At 58.3% G+C, this 18776-nt stretch carries 16 protein-coding genes and 1 pseudogene; 4 read left to right on the forward strand and 13 right to left on the reverse strand.

The window, feature by feature from the left end; translation table 11 throughout:
• Nucleotides 1–10 precede the first annotated feature (10 nt).
• On the reverse strand, nucleotides 11–1519 hold the full coding sequence (locus GCT13_RS27025; RefSeq protein WP_087739512.1) for a GMC oxidoreductase: 1509 nt from the start codon (nucleotides 1517–1519) through the stop codon (nucleotides 11–13).
• Between the two features lie 289 nt (nucleotides 1520–1808).
• The gene (locus tag GCT13_RS27030; protein ID WP_087739511.1) at nucleotides 1809–2138 is read right to left on the reverse strand and encodes a carboxymuconolactone decarboxylase family protein; all 330 of its coding nucleotides are present in this window, start codon (nucleotides 2136–2138) and stop codon (nucleotides 1809–1811) included.
• A gap of 778 nt (nucleotides 2139–2916) precedes the next feature.
• Between GCT13_RS27030 and GCT13_RS27035 the strand changes: the two genes are divergently transcribed.
• The 3 genes from GCT13_RS27035 (at nucleotide 2917) to GCT13_RS27045 (ending at nucleotide 6530) form a co-directional block, all read left to right on the forward strand.
• Nucleotides 2917–3450 (forward strand): GlcG/HbpS family heme-binding protein, encoded by a 534-nt coding sequence (locus GCT13_RS27035; protein WP_087739510.1) that lies wholly within the window; start codon nucleotides 2917–2919, stop codon nucleotides 3448–3450.
• 493 nt (nucleotides 3451–3943) lie between these two features.
• Nucleotides 3944–5509, forward strand: coding sequence for a methyl-accepting chemotaxis protein (locus tag GCT13_RS27040; protein WP_087739509.1), 1566 nt, complete (start codon nucleotides 3944–3946; stop codon nucleotides 5507–5509).
• Between the two features lie 229 nt (nucleotides 5510–5738).
• A complete protein-coding gene (locus tag GCT13_RS27045) occupies nucleotides 5739–6530 on the forward strand; it encodes an extracellular solute-binding protein (protein ID WP_087739508.1) in 792 nt (263 codons plus the stop codon).
• An 85-nt stretch (nucleotides 6531–6615) separates the two neighbouring features.
• On the opposite strand, the gene GCT13_RS27050 is transcribed toward GCT13_RS27045, so the two are convergent.
• Nucleotides 6616–7389 carry an SDR family NAD(P)-dependent oxidoreductase gene (locus GCT13_RS27050; protein WP_087739507.1) on the reverse strand — a complete coding sequence of 258 codons (774 nt, stop codon included), beginning with the start codon at nucleotides 7387–7389 and terminating at the stop codon, nucleotides 6616–6618.
• Nucleotides 7390–7884: 495 nt separating this feature from the next.
• Here GCT13_RS27050 and GCT13_RS27055 point away from each other — a divergent pair, with 495 nt between their 5' ends.
• Nucleotides 7885–10620 (forward strand): heavy metal translocating P-type ATPase, encoded by a 2736-nt coding sequence (locus tag GCT13_RS27055; protein ID WP_087739505.1) that lies wholly within the window; start codon nucleotides 7885–7887, stop codon nucleotides 10618–10620.
• A 462-nt stretch (nucleotides 10621–11082) separates the two neighbouring features.
• Here the strand turns inward: GCT13_RS27055 and cueR (GCT13_RS27060) are convergent, their stop codons facing one another.
• From cueR (GCT13_RS27060) to GCT13_RS27105, 10 genes and pseudogenes are all read right to left on the reverse strand, one after another.
• Nucleotides 11083–11547: a Cu(I)-responsive transcriptional regulator gene (cueR, locus tag GCT13_RS27060; protein WP_087739504.1), complete on the reverse strand. Its 465-nt coding sequence runs from the start codon at nucleotides 11545–11547 to the stop codon at nucleotides 11083–11085.
• 181 nt (nucleotides 11548–11728) lie between these two features.
• Nucleotides 11729–11989 (reverse strand): DUF3331 domain-containing protein, encoded by a 261-nt coding sequence (locus GCT13_RS27065; RefSeq protein ID WP_087739503.1) that lies wholly within the window; start codon nucleotides 11987–11989, stop codon nucleotides 11729–11731.
• 154 nt (nucleotides 11990–12143) lie between these two features.
• Nucleotides 12144–12350 (reverse strand): carboxymuconolactone decarboxylase family protein, encoded by a 207-nt coding sequence (locus GCT13_RS51295; protein ID WP_087739502.1) that lies wholly within the window; start codon nucleotides 12348–12350, stop codon nucleotides 12144–12146.
• Nucleotides 12351–12365: 15 nt separating this feature from the next.
• The gene (locus GCT13_RS27075; protein WP_087739501.1) at nucleotides 12366–13313 is read right to left on the reverse strand and encodes a LysR family transcriptional regulator; all 948 of its coding nucleotides are present in this window, start codon (nucleotides 13311–13313) and stop codon (nucleotides 12366–12368) included.
• Nucleotides 13314–14053: 740 nt separating this feature from the next.
• Entirely contained in the window at nucleotides 14054–14497 is a 444-nt protein-coding gene (locus GCT13_RS27080; RefSeq protein ID WP_087739500.1) for a DUF3331 domain-containing protein, read from the reverse strand.
• A gap of 97 nt (nucleotides 14498–14594) precedes the next feature.
• A pseudogene (locus GCT13_RS27085) lies at nucleotides 14595–14976 on the reverse strand (BON domain-containing protein).
• Between the two features lie 126 nt (nucleotides 14977–15102).
• Nucleotides 15103–15360: a heavy-metal-associated domain-containing protein gene (locus tag GCT13_RS27090; protein ID WP_087739498.1), complete on the reverse strand. Its 258-nt coding sequence runs from the start codon at nucleotides 15358–15360 to the stop codon at nucleotides 15103–15105.
• 55 nt (nucleotides 15361–15415) lie between these two features.
• Nucleotides 15416–15727 carry a hypothetical protein gene (locus tag GCT13_RS27095; protein ID WP_143811147.1) on the reverse strand — a complete coding sequence of 104 codons (312 nt, stop codon included), beginning with the start codon at nucleotides 15725–15727 and terminating at the stop codon, nucleotides 15416–15418.
• Nucleotides 15728–15844: 117 nt separating this feature from the next.
• The gene (gene cueR, locus GCT13_RS27100) at nucleotides 15845–16255 is read right to left on the reverse strand and encodes a Cu(I)-responsive transcriptional regulator (protein ID WP_087739496.1); all 411 of its coding nucleotides are present in this window, start codon (nucleotides 16253–16255) and stop codon (nucleotides 15845–15847) included.
• A gap of 2 nt (nucleotides 16256–16257) precedes the next feature.
• A complete protein-coding gene (locus GCT13_RS27105; RefSeq protein WP_087739495.1) occupies nucleotides 16258–18705 on the reverse strand; it encodes a heavy metal translocating P-type ATPase in 2448 nt (815 codons plus the stop codon).
• Nucleotides 18706–18776 lie beyond the last annotated feature (71 nt).

The raw sequence follows: 18776 nt of genomic DNA on the forward strand, positions 1-18776 counted from the left end.
TCTTCGCAGATCATTGCAGCGATTCCAACAACCTATCAGCGACGTGGGCAGACCATGCTGCGATCGACAGACTCGGTGGAGCTCCAGGTGGCTCGGGTAGCGCGGCGGCATCTGTCACATATAGCCCAGGATTGTCAAAAACCTCGCCGTTTTCATCGACGACACCATCCAGATTCGACCTACCCAAACAAGCGCCCCCGATGGGCTGAACTGTTATGGGAGCACCAGTAGCGTACACCTTTGTTTTCGTTGAAGCCTCTATACTCCGTATTTCATCGGAAATCTCCTGATAAACATTATTATCATTTTTGTTATACCGGATCTTGAACTTACCCCGCCTCATCGTCATTAAACCATTGCCCTCATCTCCCCCAATAGCAACAATAAAGGAGTTCTTGCGCAGCCACTTTCTTAAAAATTCCGGAAGTGGCACCTCTTCGATACCCTGAATGCTCGCACGGAGCATTTGTGCAGATTTGCTTAGTGAGTCTTTTGTTCTGAAAGGTCCGCAGAGCGGCGTACCAATACTAAGATCCCTGTCGCTGTTCTCCTTCCAAAAGCCAAAAAACCCGCCATTCGTGCCAAATCCATAGCCCAACCGTGGCATGCCATCCAGGCCATGATCAACATCGCGGCTCTTCATTAGCAAACGTACAGTATTTACGCCACCGGCCGCCAGGATGACGCTTTCCGCGAGCACTCGTTCGTCCTGTCCGCTTCGATGGTCTCTATAACGGACTTCATATCGCATCTTGCGCTCACCTTCCCCTCTTAGTTTGTGAATCGACTTGACCTCACACAGATCGCGTACAACCAAGCCATACTGTATTGCTGGCCAGATGACCGAGAAATCCAAAGTTGTTTTCGCCCCGGACGGAGATCCGAGAAAGCTATTATTCCGCATGTCGCACTCCCACCGCTCAACCCCGTGCTCCGCCGTGACCTTCGTCGCCTGTCCAGGTTTCTTGGGCAAAAGGATGCCAATGGGTGCATTTCTTAGCCCTGCATTCGACAGCTCGCCCTTGTAATTGGTTTGATCAAGTTTGTTTGGGACCATATCATCGGGAAATATGGGCCTTGCGTTGAGCAGGGTAAGAATCTCGTCATAGTAGCTTTCCATGTGCTCTTGAGAAATCCGCGGATGTCGATTATCCCAGTACGTGGGGTCGAAAGGTCTACCCAACACTGCCGCATAGATATGACTACCTCCCCCAACATTTGAAGAGCAAATCACATTGATGCCGTCACCGAGATATGCCTCGACAAACCCTCTTTTATTAATAACCATCTCGCCTGCAAAAAGACTAGCCCTAACGGATCTCAAGCCATAGGTAAATGCATGCCGCCCTTGCGGGAGAGGAGCCAAGTCTTCGATGTCAGTCGACTGCATCGGAACCGTGTCTCGCCACGGACCGCGCTCTAGCATCAGAACGTTTCTGTTCGCTTCCGCTAGTTTTTTCGCAGCAATGGCTCCCCCAAACCCGCTCCCTATGACCAACACTTCAACCTGATCGTCCATGGCTGTTCCTATTTCCGAAGAACTCAGACGTCGCCTGAGCCCAAGCTGCTAGCGTGCGACACGAGACGTCGAACGAATCTGGCTTCAGACGTGGGCTCGCACGCATCAACGCGCTACCCGCCGCTTCAACGGCCGCGGCAGTCGCCGCCGACACGTCTCGAAGCTAGGCGCATTGGGCACCTATGGTCCAAGTCCTTGGCCACCAATCCATCCGGGGCGAGGCGGTTCCGGAGCAATCCTTGGGCTTCGTAGACCGCCTCGTTTAGCAGATTTGCGACCTCAGTGGAGGCTACCGCTCGTCATACAGCTTCAACGCAAGCAGTCCTTGCCCATATGCAGCGCCGGCACGCATGGCAGCTGCGATCATGCACACCTCAGCAATTTCCTCACGAGTGGCACCGTGCCGTTTCGCCCCTGCTGTATGCAAATCAACGCAGAGCGGGCATTGTGTTGTAAAGGCAACACCTAATGCGACGAGCTCCCGATACTTGTTGGGAATGTGCCCATCTGCGCGCGCAATGGCGTCGTGGTGAAACGCTTTGAACGTCTTCCCATCTGGCCCGGCGAGCCGGAACAGTTCTTCTGACAGGTTAAGGTCCGATCTTTCTTGGTAGCTCATTTTTCACAATTCCTATTTGGATACCAGCGTTAACGTGAGCGCATACAAGAGCGCGTTAACAACAGTAAAGTGACCATGCCGGCTCCGCAAGGCAGACGTGCTTTGTCGGATATATAGATAATCTTTATCTTGCGCAGTCTCGAACATCCCTAGTCTGAGATTTTCGATAAATTGGTTGGACTAAAGCCCGCGATTCACATGCACGAGCTCCGCTACCCCGACGAGCGGCATGAGACGCTCAACTGCAAAGGAAGAGCGCTGCCCGTCCACTGGCACGCCAGTGACTGCGCGTGTTGGCAAGCGCATTCCCAAATAATTCCCTCTAGGATCCAGACAGATCGATGCAGCAGACTGCTTGGGCTGCGCGGGATGTGGCTACAGCGTGGTCGGCGCTGAAGCGCCTCATCTCCTGCATCCCATCGCTGACGAGCTGCACAGGCAGGTCAGTTTCAAGCCTTCAACCCTGTGAGGGCGCTCAAATCTCGTTGCGTCGCACCGAGTTGTCGCCAACCGAAGCAGGCTCGTACAGGCGAGGAACCGTTTGGTCTGGCGCGATGTACCGCGTCATGCGCGACCAATCTAAAGATTCTCTTTCAATCGAAAACAGAATATCTCATTTGCGAGTGAGCGTTGTAAGTTGAACAATAGCTGAGTTATTTGAAGCCTGTTCTGACCGACGCGCGTCTAGCGACGTCAGAATTTTCAACCGCGAAGAAATTATGTTTCACCCGGCTCACAGTGCAAGCCTGGACGGACAACACTCCTCACGAGAGATCAGATGTCGAAAACAAAAAATGCGATCACGCTCGGCGCGATCGCGGTCGCAGGCCTCAGCTCGCTATCGGCGGCGTACGCGCAAGTTTCGACGAGCGGATACGTCCTACCGATGAATCTCGCGTTCGAAGCGGCGCTCGAAGCCGTGCAAACGTGCAACGCAAAGGGCTATGCCGTGACGGCAACTGTAGTCGACGTAGCGGGAACGCCCCAAGCTGTCTTGCGGAGCGATCACGCCGCGGTTCATACGAGGGACTCCTCATATCGGAAGGCATATACCGCAGTTTCGATGGGGTCGGTTTTCCATTTCGATCGCACCAGCCAGTTCCTGGATTTACTTACGTCGAAATTTCCACCACTTGCTGCACAGTCCCTGGCATCCACGCCGAATGTGACGACGTTGCCGGGCGGTGTCGCCATCAAGGTCGGGGACGAAATCATCGCCGGCATTGGCGTGGGTGGTTCGCCGGGTGGGGACAAAGATGAAGCCTGCGCGCTGGCGGCGGTAGCAAAGATCAAAGACAAGCTACCGCATTAGATCGGTTCGAGACGCCCTGCCGGTACGCTCGCTCCGGCTAAGGGCTTTGGACGCAAGGGTGAGAGACGTTGCGATGCTGGCAATAATCTCAAACACTTGCGGAGAAGAGCTGAGGCGTAACAGAAAGCGTTGACGTGGAACGCCGAGGCGATATCCCGCTTTGGCGGGCTGCTCGCGGTGCTGCCTGCCGAGTACCACGAGGCGCTGCTGAGTCAGACCAACGTTCTCTTGATTACCCAGCGAGCCACAAGACGCTTTGCCGGGGTAGCTTCTTCCGGCCTGTCGCACCACCTCGTAGGGATCCCGGATCCTCCTCCACCCCTGTCTCCGGGATCGTTTGGGTGCCGTGCTAGCACGGCACCTTTTTTTTTGGAAGTGGATGCCAGGTGGACGGAAATAGCCGTAATCCGTTTCCGTACCATCGCCCGCAGAGCGCTCGCCAGCACCATTTCAGGAGCGAGAATTTCTTTGTGTTCAATTTCTCATTAAAAAAATGAATAACCTCAAGATCGGTGTTCGTCTGTCGGCAGCTTTTGGTCTCTTGATCGTGCTGCTGATCGGAATCTCGGCTCTCGCGGTGCTTCAGCTTCGTGCGGCAAGCCAGCGCACCCAAGAGTTGGTCAATGAAACCTATCTCAAGGTCGAACTTGCCCATCAACTCAAAGACTATGCAAACTTCACGGCGCGCCAAATGCGCAGTGCGCTGCTTGCCCGCGGCACGGACGAGGTCACGAGGGACCTGGAGCAAGTCGAGCAAACGCGCAGCAAGTACGAGCCAGTGGTCAAGCGGCTCGATGCGCTCATTCGCTTCACGGAGGGACGCAAGCTTTTCGACGAGATGCGGGCAGTACAGTTGCGTTACCGGGATACGCGCGACAAGGTCGTCGGTCTCACAAGGCAGGGGCAAAAGGACCAAGCCATCGATCTCATGTTTGGCGATCTACGCAAGGAGCAACAAGCATACTTCGACGCGATCGACAATCTCGTGAAATTTCAAACCGACCTGATGGCGCAAAGCGGCAATGACGCCGCGACGGCCGCCCGTGACGCCACACTGACGATTGCAGTGTCCGCCCTCATCGCAATTGTGCTTGGCATTACGTGCAGTTGGGCGATCACCCGCTCGGTGGCCGAGCCGGCGCGCGCGGCCGTCGAATCAGCCAATCGCGTCGCGGACGGAGATTTGACGGTGCGCATCGACACGAGGACAGACGACGAGATGGGACAGCTAATGCGAGCCTTGCAGAAAATGAATGGAAGCCTCGCACAGATCATCGGTGGCGTGCGGACCAGCGTTGAGACCATCAATTCGGCAGCGAGTCAAATTGCCTCGGAGAACGCCTCGCTGGCTACCCGCACCGAGCAGCAAGCCGCCTCACTAGAGCAAACCGCAGCGAGCATGACGCAATTGACCGAAACAGTAAAACAGAACGCGGAAAATGCACACGAGGCGAAGGCGTTCGCAGCGAACGCAAGCGACATTGCGGATACGGGCCACTCGGCGGTGCAGAAGATGCTCGGGACGATCGGGCGCGTCAACGAAAGCGCGGCCGAGATCTCGGAGATTACCAGCCTCATCGAAGGCATCGCGTTCCAAACCAACATCCTGGCGCTCAACGCCGCGGTTGAAGCCGCGCGCGCCGGCGAGCAGGGACGCGGCTTCGCCGTGGTGGCGAGCGAGGTGCGCTCGCTGGCGCAGCGCTCATCGGCGGCGGCCAAGGAGATCAAGGAAATCATCGAGACATCGGTCGGCATGATCCAAGATAGCGCCCGTCAGGCCGGAGAGGTCGGCGCCAGTGTTGAGCAGATCAAACAGGCGGTGCGCAAGGTGCTGGAAATCGTCGCTGAAATTTCGACTGCATCTGAGCAGCAGACGGATGGTATCGAGCAGGTCCATACCGCGGTCAATCAGCTAGATCGCATGAGCCAGCAGAACGCCACCCTCGTGGAGGAGTCGGCGGCAGCGGCACGGTCGCTGGAGGAGCAGGCGATCGGACTGCGCACCGCCATCTCCATCTTCAAGGTGGATTCAACCCCGCCTGACCTCCATGACGCGTGAGTTTCATGTACGCATGGCGCCTCTTGGAGGCCGCGGCCTGCAAACTCCCTCACCGGTAATGCGGCGACTCAGAGGTAACGCTAATACGCGGTCAAGGTTTTCTTTCGATCATCAGCAGAACATCTTGTTTGCGACAGCCTGCGAAGTCATCGAACAATGTCGGTGTAGAGGGAAAGAAAACCAAATCGATCAGCGACCGCACCCAGGACTTGGTATTTCAGGAGAATTTATGAACAGTTTCTATCAGGGGTTCGCCCTGCGAGCTTCCACGCGCCTTGCCACCGTGCTGGCGTTGTCTATCTCGTCAGTCCACGCGTCACCACAATTTGTGTTGCATGTCTATGGTCCCGGAGGTCCGGCTCCGGCAATGAAGGAGGCGGCCGAAGCGTTCGAGAAGCAGACGGGTACGCATGTCGACGTCACGGCCGGACCAACGCCATCATGGATCGACCACGCGCGCGCCGACGCTGACCTGATCTTCAGCGGCTCCGAAACGATGATGTCGGACTTTGTCGTCGCAATGGGCGACCAACTCACACCTCAAGCACCGGTTCCGCTGTACCTTCGTCCAATGGCGATCCTCGTTCGTCCCGGCAATCCTCGCCATATCCGTGGCCTAGCGGACTTGCTCAAGCCGGGCGTGAAGATTCTGGTGGTCAATGGCGCGGGACAAAACGGCGTATGGGAAGACGTTGCAGGTCGCCTCGGCGATATTCGCACCGTTGCGGCGATGCGCGGCAATATCGTGAGCTACGCGGGTAATAGCGCTACCGCGCGACAGACCTGGATCGCACAGCCCGACATCGACGCGTGGCTTATCTGGAACATCTGGCAAGTATCGAACCCTTCTCTTGCCGAGACAGTGTCGATCGAGCCACGCTACGCGATCTATCGCGATACAGGCGTAGCAGTGACCAAACGTGGAACAGAGAATCCGGCCGCCCAGCAGTTCGTTGATTTTCTTCGGTCCAAAGCGGGTGCGGCAATTTACGCCCGCTGGGGTTGGATGACCGGAGAGTAAGTCGGCAACCAGGAGAGTCGAGGTAGGTTCCCGGGTAAAACAAACGCCGGGTAAGGGCAAGCGCGTGGCCCCTACCCGGCAAGCATCAGTTGCGTCCGGCCATCACGCCTCCATCCACGTCCCAAATTGCGCCGGTCACCCAGCTTGCCTTGTCCGACAGCAAAAAGATCACGACTTCGGCAACGTCCTGCGGAGTCCCGATACGCCCTATCGGATGGAAGCTGTCGAAGCCCTGCAGCGCACTATTCACCTCGGCCTTCGGGATGAATTTCTCGTAGATCGGGGTTTGGACTACTGCCGGCGACACCGCGTTGACACGGATGCGTTTCGGCGCCAACTCCATGGCCAAGTGCTGGGTCAGCGAATGCAGACCCGCCTTGGCCATGGCATACGCTGACGCCGGCATCGCAGCGATGGCCTGCTGCGCCCCGACCGAACCGATGTTGACGATGGCGCCCGGACAGTCGTTCGCAACGAGGTTCGCGGCAACCTTCTGCGTTATAAAAAAGAAGGCTTTGTTCAGCTTCAGATACTGGTCGTAGTCCGAATCTTGATGTTCCAGGAACGGCTTCGGAAAGAAGATGCCGGCCGCATTGACGAGCAAGTCGATATCCGGATGCTGCTCGTCGATCGCCTTGAGCAGAGCGGTCAGCCCATCGTTGCTCGATAGGTCCGCCGTCAACGCGGACACCTCGCCCAGCGCCGCCAATTGCTTGCGCGCATCCTCTGCTTTATCGGCACGATGCCCGACGATGACCGCAGTGCCGCCCTCGGCGAGGACCATACGGGCCGTCTCCAGCCCCATTCCGCTGGTTCCACCGACGACCAACAGTTTCTTGCCCTTGAATTGATTGCTCATTTGAAATCTCTCTACCTGCTGCTTGGCAGGATGCGATTGAAGAAAAGCAGGATAGAGCTACCACCGTGCGGCGCCCCCCCGGCGTCACTTAATGCGGGAACGACCCGTCGAAGCCCCGCGAGGCACTGGAAGGAAAGCTATTCATGCTCGCGAGCGCGGCGGTGACCCCGACTATCGACTGTGGATCACGTTTTGCTGGACACTACCCTGCTCTATGGGATTCTTCACCGTTTTCTTTCCGCCGGCAAACGAGAGAAAGTGTCTTGAGTCGAAAGAAAATCTTTGCCGCGTGCAGTCCTTTGCGACGATGTGATCGATGCCCTGCGTGCAACTGAGCATGATCCTCAATTTGGACCGATTTGGGCTTGACTTTGCCACGATTGGAAAGGCTAGCTTACAGAACAGGTTGAACAAACTGTCGGCAGCTAGCCATGAGCGCTCCCAATTCGAACGTATCGATTCGCGTTGGCTGTACCGGCAACACTGGAGATTAATATGTCTTTAAAGTCAGTTGGCACCGCACTGGCGGATAACGAACAGCTCGCATTTCGCGTCGAAGGAATGGATTGCGCGAGCTGTGTAGGCAAGATTGAAACGGCACTGAGTCGTCTGAATGGCGTATCTGACATCAGTGTCCAATTCACCAGCGAGACGTTGTCTGTTAGCCGCAGCTTGTCGGGCAAAACGACGGCTCGGGACATCGTAAAAAAGATCCGCAATCTCGGTTTCGATGCGACAGCGTTACCGGCGAGCGCAGATTCGACCGAGTCGGCCTTTGCCAATGCCGCTCAATCAAACGGTAAGCAAGCACACCGTCGAAATGCCCACAAACACGGCGGTCTTCAGTGCAGCGAGGCACACGATCACGAGTCGTTTGGGAATGACGATGGAGGCGACCATAAAGATCAGCAGGGACATGCCTGCAATGACCATCAACATCAGAGCCAGGTGCATGACCGTGACCACAGTCACGAGTCGTGTAAGTCGCATGCATCGACCAGCAAGAAGCCATCCGAGCACGCATCTGTCGGGCCAAACCTCACTATGCGCGTAGAAGGCATGGATTGCGCAAGCTGCGTAGGCAAGATTGAGACAGCCCTGTCGCGCATGCCGGGCGTCTCGGATGTCCAGATCAATTTCAATGCGGAAACGTTGGGGCTTTCGCTAGCATCAGGTGCGTTCACGCAGGTATCAGACATCGAGAAGACGATCAAGAATCTAGGCTTTGGCGTATCCGGCGCCCAGTACGACAGCACTCGCACAGACGCACCGCGAAACGTCGAGGCACCCTCCCGCACGCAGCGCTGGTGGCAGACCAAGAAAGGGAAACTTGTCATTAGCCTTGGCATCTTGATGAGCATCGCCTACGCCGTAGCCCATTTGATCCCGGAGTATGCAGGCCGGATCTTCACAGCCGCGGTGATTGTTGGCGTTCTCCCTTTCGCGCGCAAAGCGTTGGCACTGGCAACCTCGGGGTCGCCTTTCTCGATCGAGATGCTGATGGTCGTCGCATCGCTCGGCGCGCTCATGATTGGTCAGTCAGAGGAATCCGCTGCGGTTGTATTCCTTTTCGCAATCGGCGAGTTGCTTGAAAGCGTGGCAGCTGGCCGCGCCCGGGCGGGCATTAAGGCGCTCGCGAATCTCGTGCCCAAGACTGCAGTCCTGCTCGATCAGCACGGTAGGCAGCGCACCGTGCCTGCAGCCTCTTTGAGCGTCGGCGACAGTGTCCTGGTACGTCCCGGCGACCGTGTTCCCGCGGACGGCGTGATTCTCCACGGCGCATCGAGCCTCGACGAGTCTCCCGTGACGGGCGAATCGGTTCCGCGCCCGAAAACCTCCGGAGAGAGCATCTTTGCCGGATCGATCAACGTTGAAGGTGCGCTCCAGGTGCGTGTCGAGAAAGCGGCCGCAGACAATACCATATCGAGAATCATCCAACTGGTGGAACAGGCGCAATCTGCAAAAGCCCCCACCGCCCGATTCATTGAGAAACTCAGCAGGTACTACACCCCGGCCGTGATGGGCATCGCCGCGCTGATTATCGTCCTTCCGCCGCTCGCCTTTGGCGGCATTTGGGAAACCTGGCTCTATCGGGGCCTGTCGCTGCTGCTTATCGCCTGCCCGTGCGCGCTCGTCCTATCAACGCCCGCCGCCATCGCCTCCGGACTCGCGGTCGCAACGCGTCGCGGGCTTTTGATCAAGGGCGGCAATGCTCTGGAAACGATCGGACGCGTAGGCGCCGTTGCATTCGACAAGACCGGCACCCTGACTGAAGGCAAGCCGCGCGTCACCGACGTCGTCTCGCTCTGCCCCGGCGGTGAAAACGATGTCCTCGCTCTCGCGGCAGCAGTCGAATCAGGATCGAACCATCCGCTCGCCAAGGCGATCGTTGCGCATGCCGAAGATGCCGACATCGTCATCCCCTCCGCCCAGAACGCCTCGGCGACGCCCGGCAAGGCGGTGCATGCAACGGTGAATGGTCGTAATCTGACCGTCGGATCTCCTTCGCACGCGGCCAAGGCAGCAAAGCTCGCACCCGACTTGCGCCAGCGCATTGAAGCGCTGGAGGATGGTGGCAAGACGGTTTCGGTATTGTTCGACGAGCAGGACCGCGAAATCATCGGCCTGTTAGCGCTGCGCGACGAACCCCGAAGTGACGCAAGGGAAGGTGTGGCACGCCTGAAGCAACTCGGAATCCGTTCTGTCATGCTGACCGGCGACAACAGCCGGACAGCGCACGCCATCGCTTCGCAGCTTGGTATCGAATGGCAAGCCGAATTGCTGCCCCAAGACAAGTTACGCCACATCGACAAAATGAAGCGGGACGTTAAGGTTGCCATGGTCGGCGACGGCATCAACGATGCCCCGGCACTTGCAACCGCCGACGTCGGCATCGCCATGGCGGGCGGCACCGACGTCGCCATTGAGACGGCTGACGCCGCCCTGCTCAAGAGTCGCGTCACCGATGTTGCTCACCTTGTCGCCATCTCACGCGCCACAATGGCGAATATTCAGCAGAACGTGACCTTCGCGCTCGGCCTGAAAGTGTTGTTCCTCATCACCACCGTGCTAGGTGTGACCGGGCTCTGGGTTGCGGTAATGGCCGACACCGGCGCAACGGCACTCGTCACGCTCAACGCCTTGCGTCTCCTCAGATTTGGAAAGACGCGAAACGCGAGCAGTGGGCGCGACGGCGGTATGACACCGCGCCCGGCGACATCGATGGGCTAAAGCAGGCAAGTCTGAAATTGCGAGAAGAAGAGCGCCGTGAGACTGCTTTCACCAAATTTGACAGCGGAAGGTCAGGCGTAGAAAGGCTGAGTTCTGTGTTGCACGGGGCTCAGACCTTTCAGTTTCGAGTCGATGCAAAGGAAGAGCCGTCGTCGGCATCGGTGTGAGCGATTCACCGGGAGGGGATAGATACGAAGCGTGTGTGCGGCGACGAGGCAAAGATCAAAGACAGGCTACCCCGCGAGATCGGCAAAAAAGGCTTGAGCTTGCGCCGACGGAAGCGTCCGCCTGTACCGATCTGCGTAGGGTGAGCACCCCTTTTTGATAACGTGGCCGCCTTAACTACTCACCTGTACTCCAGTAAGAAAACCATCTGGATTGTGATCCAAGCCTTGACCGTAATTCATAGGCTACCGCCTTTTAAGCCCTGATTCTCGCCCGGCAGTCAATGCGACGTTCGGGTCAGCCTGTCGGCTTTCGTCGTTTGTCGGGCAGCGCTTTTCGGGCCGGAGCGTTCTTAGCAACGTTTCGCACGGCTGCTTCGGACGCGAGGGACTCGATGATTGGACAGTCGGGACGGTCGTCTCCATTGCAGCAGTGCATCAAATGCTCAAGCGCGGCCTTCATCTCCTGAAGCTCGTTGAGTTTTTCGTCGAGTTCCGCGATGTGCGCCTGCGCCAATGCCTTGACCTGCCTGCTGGAGCGCTCGCGATTCTGCCACAGATCGAGCAGTTCGCCGATCTCGTCCAGCGAAAAACCGAGGTCGCGGCAATGGCGGATAAACCGCAGCCTGCTCACATCCTTGTCGCTGTATTGGCGGTAACCGCTGCTCGTGCGGCTCGCCTGTGGCAGCAGCGCGAGGCCTTCATAATGTCGAATCATCTTCGTCGAGACGCCCGAGACGGCCGCTGCTTCGCCGATGTTCATGGGTCAAGCTCCTGTTTTTCAGTCTTCCGATGAATAACAGCTTGATCCTTACCATCATTGGAATGTCAAGCAGCGCACGACAAAAATTGGCGGTTGCCTTCGAACAAAATACCAATCCCTTCCTGAGAGTTCACACTCAAGCAAAGAGATATGCGAGACGTGAGCGGTACGAAGCGGAATATCATGCGCCAGTGAACTCCAAGTCGGAGCAATCTCCGATCGTTTCCGCCAGAATCATATTATGACAATCAGGCCGTACGCGCATCTCGCGTGTACGGGGGCGAAACACCCGGTCGCCGCGAATGATGGTGCGCCCCGTCAGTACGCAGATTGCGGCGACAGAGGCGAGGCCGCTGCACCAGATCCGCTCTGTGTATCGACCGGCACACGGATCGCTCCACGAAACGCTGAGCGTGCATGTTGACAATCGGTACACGACCATAATATTGGAAGGCCGCTTCGACAGGCGCTGATGATCTTCAGTCACAGGTGGACATGTATTAGCCTAGACCGGACCTGACATAAACGGTCCGCAAAGCAATATCGGAAATTTGCGGACCGCGCCGCTTAGCAGATCTATACCGCCTCAGTGGTCGTTACCGCTGATCATACAGCTTCAACGAGAGCAGTCTCTGTCCATATGCTGCACCGGCCATGGCGGCCGCGATCATGCACACCTCCGCGATCTCCTCGCGAGTGGCGCCGTGTGCTTTAGCCCCCGCTGTATGCAGGTCAACGCAAAGCGGGCATTGCGTGGTAAATGCGACGCTCAGCGCGATGAGCTCCCGGTATTTTGTCGGAATCGAGCGTGACCATCTTCAGGCGGCCTGCTGTTCCCCAGCAATTGTGCTCAGAGCCTCGACGTCGCGCGCTATCATCGCCGGAACCTGTGCGCGCAGTAACTCGACCCAAGTCCGCACCTTCGCATCGGTGAATTTGCGCGATGGTTGCAATGCATACACATTCATCTTCTGCAGGATGTGGTCGGGCAGCACGCGCACGAGAGTACCGTCGCGTAGCGCATCGAGCGCCGAGTAGACCGGCAGTATGCCGATCCCGATGCCGTCTCGGATCGCGAGCGTGAGCGATTCGGCCGTATTGGTCTGTACAGGCCCCGATACGTGAATCCTCTCGACGCCACCGGGCCCCTCAAGCACCCACTCATGCGTCGGGAACGCGGGTGTACTGAGCGTCAGACACGCATGCGCGCCGAGATCACGCGGATAGACAGGCACGCTATGTCGCATTACATAGTCAGGCGACGCACATAGAATGCTGAAGGTTGAGCCGAGCGTGTGCGATACCAGGTCCGAATCAGGTAGCGACAACGCGGCCACCACCGCCATGTCACTCGTACCGTCAAACAGGTCGGGCATCTGCTGCGATAGCGAAAGCTCGATTGACACGTTTGGATATTGCGCGTGATAGCGCGTCAGCGCCGGCAACACATAGCGATGGCCTACACTCGGAAAGCTGCGCATGCGTAGCACGCCGGCAGGCCATTTGTGAGCGCTGCTCGCCTCCTCTTCGGCGTGGTCGATATCGGCGAGGATCTGGCGACAGCGTCGCAGATAGCTCTCACCGGCCGACGTTAGCGCAAGGCGACGCGTCGAACGATTCATCAACCGGGTGCGCAATCGCTCCTCGAGCTCCGACACCGCGCGCGACATCACACCTGTAGTCGCATTCATCGATTGAGCGGCTGCGGTGAAGCTGCCAACCTCGACGATACGCACAAACACCCGCATGTTTTGAAGGGTATCCATTACAGCAATTTTCCTCTAACCGATGGGACCGGACTTTGTTCCCGCTTTCTGCCAACAGCGTTGAACCTCGTATCGACATCAACGACATACCAAGCGCCGACGCCGATCTGCGATACGTTCGATGCGTGGCAGCGCTGAGATGCCTTCTCCATATGCGAGCCCCGGCTCGCGCAGCCCGGACCTTCATAGGGCCATTGCCTTTCAGTAATAGGGATGCTGGGACTGTACTCAAGGATCTCCAGCCAATTTGCCTGTCCGCACACCTGCATCTTCAACCTTTCCCTCGTCGGAAGGTCAAGGTAAATTTACTCAACAATCCTCATCGCACGACAGAGTTGCGCCGGTCCATTGACATTCCGACATCTTGGAAGATCACGAGGGCCTGCAGCCCCACAGTCAAATCCAGCAGGAGATCTGACCCAATGACTTTCCATCTCGCCCTCAGCCAGTTCGTGCCGTGACAAGAATAGATACTTTATCGGCAGCAAAAGTGACGCCCCTGACATAAGACGGAATATGCAAACCGTTTTTATTCGTGAGATAGCGCAAATGACGGGTCATGCCGGGCATGTCTCGGACATCGTCAGCCGGCTATTCAGGGCTTCCATCCTTGGGCAAACGTTGATCCGGTATCCAAGATTGAGCTCACCGGGAAAGCTAACAGTCCTCACAAGGGAGGTTTGGCTTGGGCGCGAAGAATCAAATGCGAGCGGCCGCCCGAGTTGTAATGAAACAGCATGTCATGCGCCAGCGGTCGTCAGGTCGCTGCAATCTCCGATCGTTGCCGCCAGAATCATCTGATGGCAATTCGTCGGCACGCGCCATTCGTGTGAGCGGGGGCGAAACACCCGGTCGCCGCGATTGATGGCGCGCCCCGTCAGTACGCAGATCGCGGCGACGTTAGCACGGCCGCTGCGCCAGATCTGCTCTGTGTATCGACCGACACACGGATCGCTCCACGAAACGCTGATCGTGCATGTTGACAATCGGTCCACGACCACAATATTGGAAGGCCGCTTCGACAGGCGCCGATGATCTCCAGTCACAGCTTGACATGGACCGGTGCGGCGCTTCTTGAGCGCTACCCATTGCTTCTTCGCACACGCATTGAGCTGATCGGCAGATGGATCAAGGACGTTCAACAATGTGAGAATCACGATATTGTCTTTGGATAGCGCGGTCATCGATCCATCTCCGGTAGCTTGTGTGACCATAGTGCGATAACTGGGATAAGCACGTTCATGTGCGCGGCGGCCAGATCCGGCCACCGCGCCGACCGCTTTAGCCTCCGCCTTGCTCGCGCACCGTCAGCTTGCTGCTAACTGAAGTGACGCCTTGCACTTTCTGCGCCGCATCCACGGCCAGACCATCCTGCTCCTCACTGTCAATCTGGCCAGCCAGCGTCACATGCCCCGTTTTTGCGTCGCCGAATACGGCGATCGACGCTGCCTCGAGGCCTTTGGTTCTGAAAATTGCTTTCTGAACGGTCCTGGAGAACGCGCGGTTAGCTGCGCGAATCGACTTCTTGGTCGTGATGGCCTGCTTACGTGATGGTTGTGCCCGACGCAGCCGCCGCCGCGTCCGCGGCGAACGCCGGGGTGTACGCCATGGCCGCAACAGCGAAAGCAAGACCGCTGCTCCAAACGAGTTGCCGAAGTTTCATGATCTGATCCTTTAATTTTAGGTTGGAAAGAACGCTTCAAGTCTGAAAAAATGAGTGAATCAACGGATGAACTGCGCGTCATCAACATGTTCATCGCGAGCGGGCGACGTCGGGCGCGCAAAAACCCTATTGCCGTTGCCCACAGCAGCTCTTCGCCTGAGTGCGGGCGTTGGCGTTCGCATCATCGATTCGCACGGGCGTATAACCGGCATCCGCAATGGCATCGCGCAACTTGTTCGGATCGACATTGGTCGATTCGATCGTCACCAGATGCCCGGCCGGGTCTACGGTGAACTTGGCATCGTCGTCCACGGCCTTCAGCGCTGCGGTAATCGCGCCGGCGCAGTGGTCGCAGGTCATGTCGTGTACTTCGAAGGCAAGCATGAGACTTCTCCTAATGGGTTTTGTCGATGAGACGTCGAAACTATCCGGCTTCCAATCATCGGAATGTCAAGGGGCTTGTTGCAGCTAATACCAAATGCGGTTGCCGGCAACCCACTGCTGATTGAGGAGGGGCCGCTTGATGATCGTCGCGGGCATGAGCAGCAGTGCCGTCAAAGCGGCGCGTCCAAGCCATGTCGTCGTAAGGCACGACATCCCGACCAAGGTGGCCATGCATTTTCAGCACGCCGGCGAGCAACCCGCCGGGATGCGCGGGAAGATCGGCCAGTTGACGCTGGAGAATGATTTTTCTCAACGATGCGCTCATCACGTGAGGACCGCTGATCGAAAGCGATGATTGATCGAACATGCGCACTGCCGGTTTCACAACAGCGGGGCAACACTCCTCACGAGAAATCAGATGCCAAAATCCACGCCGAAATTCCCGCCGCCGCTTGTTGGGTAGCGTCTTTCAGGAAGGGGGTTGTCAGCGCCCGTCTCGCACCGCCGCTTCGGACGCTAGCGAATCGATGATTGGACAATCGGGCCTGTCGTCTCCATTGCAGCTCTGTATCAGGTGATCGACCGCAGCCTTCATCTCTTGGAGCTCTTTCAATTTTCCATCGAGTTCGGCCATGTGTGTCTGCGCCAGTGTCTTAACCTGCCGGCTTGAACGCTCGCGGTTCTGCCATAGCTCAAGCAACTCTCCGACTCGTTCCAACGAAAAGCCGAGGTCCCGGCTGCGGCGGATGAACCGCAGCCTGCTCACGTCCTTGTCGCTGTACTGCCGGTAACCACTGCTCGTGCGGATCGCCCGCGGTAAAAGCCCGAGGCCTTCGTAATGCCGAATCATCTTCGTCGATATGCCGGTCGCGGACGATACTTCGCCGATGTTCATGGTCAAGCTCCTTGCGTCGGGCCAAGCGCGCCGGCGGCGGCTGCCGCGCCCCGCCAGCGACGCAGCATCAGTGCATTACTGACGACGCTGACGCTGCTGAAGGCCATGGCTGCCCCGGCAATGACCGGGTTCAGCAAGCCCAAAGCCGCCAGCGGGATACCCAGCACGTTATACGCAAACGCCCAGAACAAGCCTTGTTTGATTTTCGAGTAAGTACGACGCGACACATCAAACGAATCCGCCACCAAGCGGGGATCGCCGCGCATCAAGGTGATCCCTGCCGCTTCCATCGCCACGTCGGCGCCTGTCGACATCGACAAGCCAACGTCCGCTGCCACCAACGACGGCGCATCGTTCAATCCGTCTCCGACCATCGCCACGACGTGGCCTTGCTTGCGCAGGCCCTCAACAATCGACGCCTTGTCACCAGGCAACAATTCGGCATGGACTTCATCGATGCCCAGGTCCCGCGCCACGGCATTGGCACTGCCCTGGTTATCACCGGTCAGCATCACCGTCTTGATGCCCAGCTCGCGCAGCCGCTTGACGGCCGCATACGACGCGGGCTTGACGGTGTCGCCAAACGCCAGCAGTCCCAACATGCGAGTCCGACTTTCCTCTTGCGCCAGCAACCATGAGATAGTCCGCCCCTCCCCCTCGAGGCGCTCGGCCTCAGACAGCAGCGCTCCCGGAGCCGCGTCAGACTCCTTCATCAACCGCGTGCTGCCCAACAGGAGCTGCCGCCCGCGCACGACGGCCTGCACACCGCGACCGGGCAGAGCCTGAGCGTCCTGTGCCACCGGCACCGCGATACGCTCATCGCGGACCTTCTCCATCACCGCATGTGCGAGCGGATGGTCACTGGTCTTCTGCAGTGCGGCCGCAAGCTGCAGCACCTCTTTCGAATCACCGGCGTCGGCTGCCTCGATCGCGACCAACGACGGCTTGCCTTCGGTCAGCGTGCCCGTCTTGTCGAACGCTACGACCGTCACCGAGTGGGCCACTTCGAGTGCTTCCGCATCCTTAATCAGAATTCCCTGACGGGCGGCAACGCCGGTGCCGGCCATGATGGCCGTCGGCGTGGCGAGGCCGAGAGCACAGGGGCAAGCGATCACGAGCACGGCGACCGCACTGATCACCGCATGCTGCACATCGCCGTTGTAAATAAACCAGCCGACGAAGGTCAACAGCGCCAGCCCGAGGACGACGGGGACGAAGACCGCACTCACGCGGTCGACGATGCGCTGAATCGGAGCTTTTGCCGCCTGCGCCGACTCCACCATGCGGATGATTCTGGCAAGCGTCGTCTCGGCGCCAATGGCCAGCGTGCGGACCTGCAATACACCTTCCTCGTTGACGGAACCGCCGGTCACCTTGTCGCCGACAGCCTTCGCGACCGGCAGGCTCTCGCCGGTGATGAGCGACTCATTGATGTGGCTGCGGCCGTCGATGACTTCACCATCCACCGGTACGCGTTCGCCGGGACGGATAACCACGACGTCACCTACGGCAACCTGCTCAACCGGCGTCGTGACTTCGACGCCATCCACCAGGACGCGAGCAACAGTCGGCCGCAGCGCATTCAGTGAGCGGATTGCATCGGCCGTCTGCCGCTTGGCACGCGATTCGAGCCATTTACCGAGTAACACCAGAGTAATGACCGCGGCCGATGCCTCGAAATAAAGATCCGGTGTATCGCCGTTGCGGTGCTGCCACAACAGGAAAACCGAAAGCCCGTACGCCGCACTTGTGCCCAGCGCGACCAGCAGGTCCATGTTGCCGCTGCCCGCCTTCACAGCTTTCCAGCCGGCGCGGTAGAAACGAGCGCCGAGCCAGAACTGCACGGGGGTCGCCAGCGCCAATTGCACCCAGCCCCCCAGTTCCCACTCGATGCCGACCAACTGCAGCAGCATCGGCAGCAGCAGCGGAAGCGTCAGCAACGTACCGGCGAGCACCGGCCACCATTGCAGAAGACTTGCCGCAGCCGGTGCAGCCGATGCCGCTGATGTGGCCTCGACCGGTTTAGCGGCGTAACCGGCTTTTTCGACAGCCGCGGCCAACGTCGCGAACGACACGCCGCCATTCGCGGTAATAGTCGCCTTTTCGGTCGCCAGGTTTACCGATGCGGCCGAGACGCCGGGGACCTTCAGCAACGCCTTTTCCACCCGGCCCACGCACGATGCGCAGGTCATGCCTTCGATCCCGAGCTCGATCGCGGTGGAGCGGACATCGTATCCGGCCTTGCGGACGGCGTCGGCCAGCGCCCCGACGTTCACATCGGCAGACGCCCGAACCGTGGCTTCCTCGGTCGCGAGGTTGACCGCCGTGCTTTCGACGCCCGGCAGCGCCTCCAGCGCCTTCTCAATGCGCGAGACGCAGCTCGCGCACGTCATACCTTCGATGGGCAGCTTGAATTCCTGGAATTTGGGTGTTGAAGCGGTCGTACTCATGAGGGTGATCTCCGTTTCGTTGGTGTTTCGATGGAGAGCAGCTTCATCGTTCCCATCATCGGAAGGTCAAG

It is taken from the genome of Paraburkholderia franconis, assembly GCF_009362735.1.
Classification (GTDB): Bacteria; Pseudomonadota; Gammaproteobacteria; order Burkholderiales; family Burkholderiaceae; genus Paraburkholderia; species Paraburkholderia franconis.

Bases quoted from the DNA above. Each gene is read 5' to 3' on its own strand.
- GCT13_RS27080 (WP_087739500.1), bottom strand. From the start codon at position 14,497: ATGACCGCGCTATCCAAAGACAATATCGTGATTCTCACATTGTTGAAC.
- GCT13_RS27075 (WP_087739501.1), bottom strand. From the start codon at position 13,313: ATGGATACCCTTCAAAACATGCGGGTGTTTGTGCGTATCGTCGAGGTT.
- GCT13_RS27105 (WP_087739495.1), bottom strand. From the start codon at position 18,705: ATGAGTACGACCGCTTCAACACCCAAATTCCAGGAATTCAAGCTGCCC.
- GCT13_RS27050 (WP_087739507.1), bottom strand. From the start codon at position 7,389: ATGAGCAATCAATTCAAGGGCAAGAAACTGTTGGTCGTCGGTGGAACC.
- GCT13_RS27025 (WP_087739512.1), bottom strand. From the start codon at position 1,519: ATGGACGATCAGGTTGAAGTGTTGGTCATAGGGAGCGGGTTTGGGGGA.
- GCT13_RS27030 (WP_087739511.1), bottom strand. From the start codon at position 2,138: ATGAGCTACCAAGAAAGATCGGACCTTAACCTGTCAGAAGAACTGTTC.
- GCT13_RS27045 (WP_087739508.1), top strand. From the start codon at position 5,739: ATGAACAGTTTCTATCAGGGGTTCGCCCTGCGAGCTTCCACGCGCCTT.
- GCT13_RS27090 (WP_087739498.1), bottom strand. From the start codon at position 15,360: ATGCTTGCCTTCGAAGTACACGACATGACCTGCGACCACTGCGCCGGC.
- cueR (WP_087739504.1), bottom strand. From the start codon at position 11,547: ATGAACATCGGCGAAGCAGCGGCCGTCTCGGGCGTCTCGACGAAGATG.
- GCT13_RS27095 (WP_143811147.1), bottom strand. From the start codon at position 15,727: ATGTTCGATCAATCATCGCTTTCGATCAGCGGTCCTCACGTGATGAGC.
- GCT13_RS27035 (WP_087739510.1), top strand. From the start codon at position 2,917: ATGTCGAAAACAAAAAATGCGATCACGCTCGGCGCGATCGCGGTCGCA.
- GCT13_RS27055 (WP_087739505.1), top strand. From the start codon at position 7,885: ATGTCTTTAAAGTCAGTTGGCACCGCACTGGCGGATAACGAACAGCTC.
- cueR (WP_087739496.1), bottom strand. From the start codon at position 16,255: ATGAACATCGGCGAAGTATCGTCCGCGACCGGCATATCGACGAAGATG.
- GCT13_RS27040 (WP_087739509.1), top strand. From the start codon at position 3,944: ATGAATAACCTCAAGATCGGTGTTCGTCTGTCGGCAGCTTTTGGTCTC.
- GCT13_RS27065 (WP_087739503.1), bottom strand. From the start codon at position 11,989: ATGGTCGTGTACCGATTGTCAACATGCACGCTCAGCGTTTCGTGGAGC.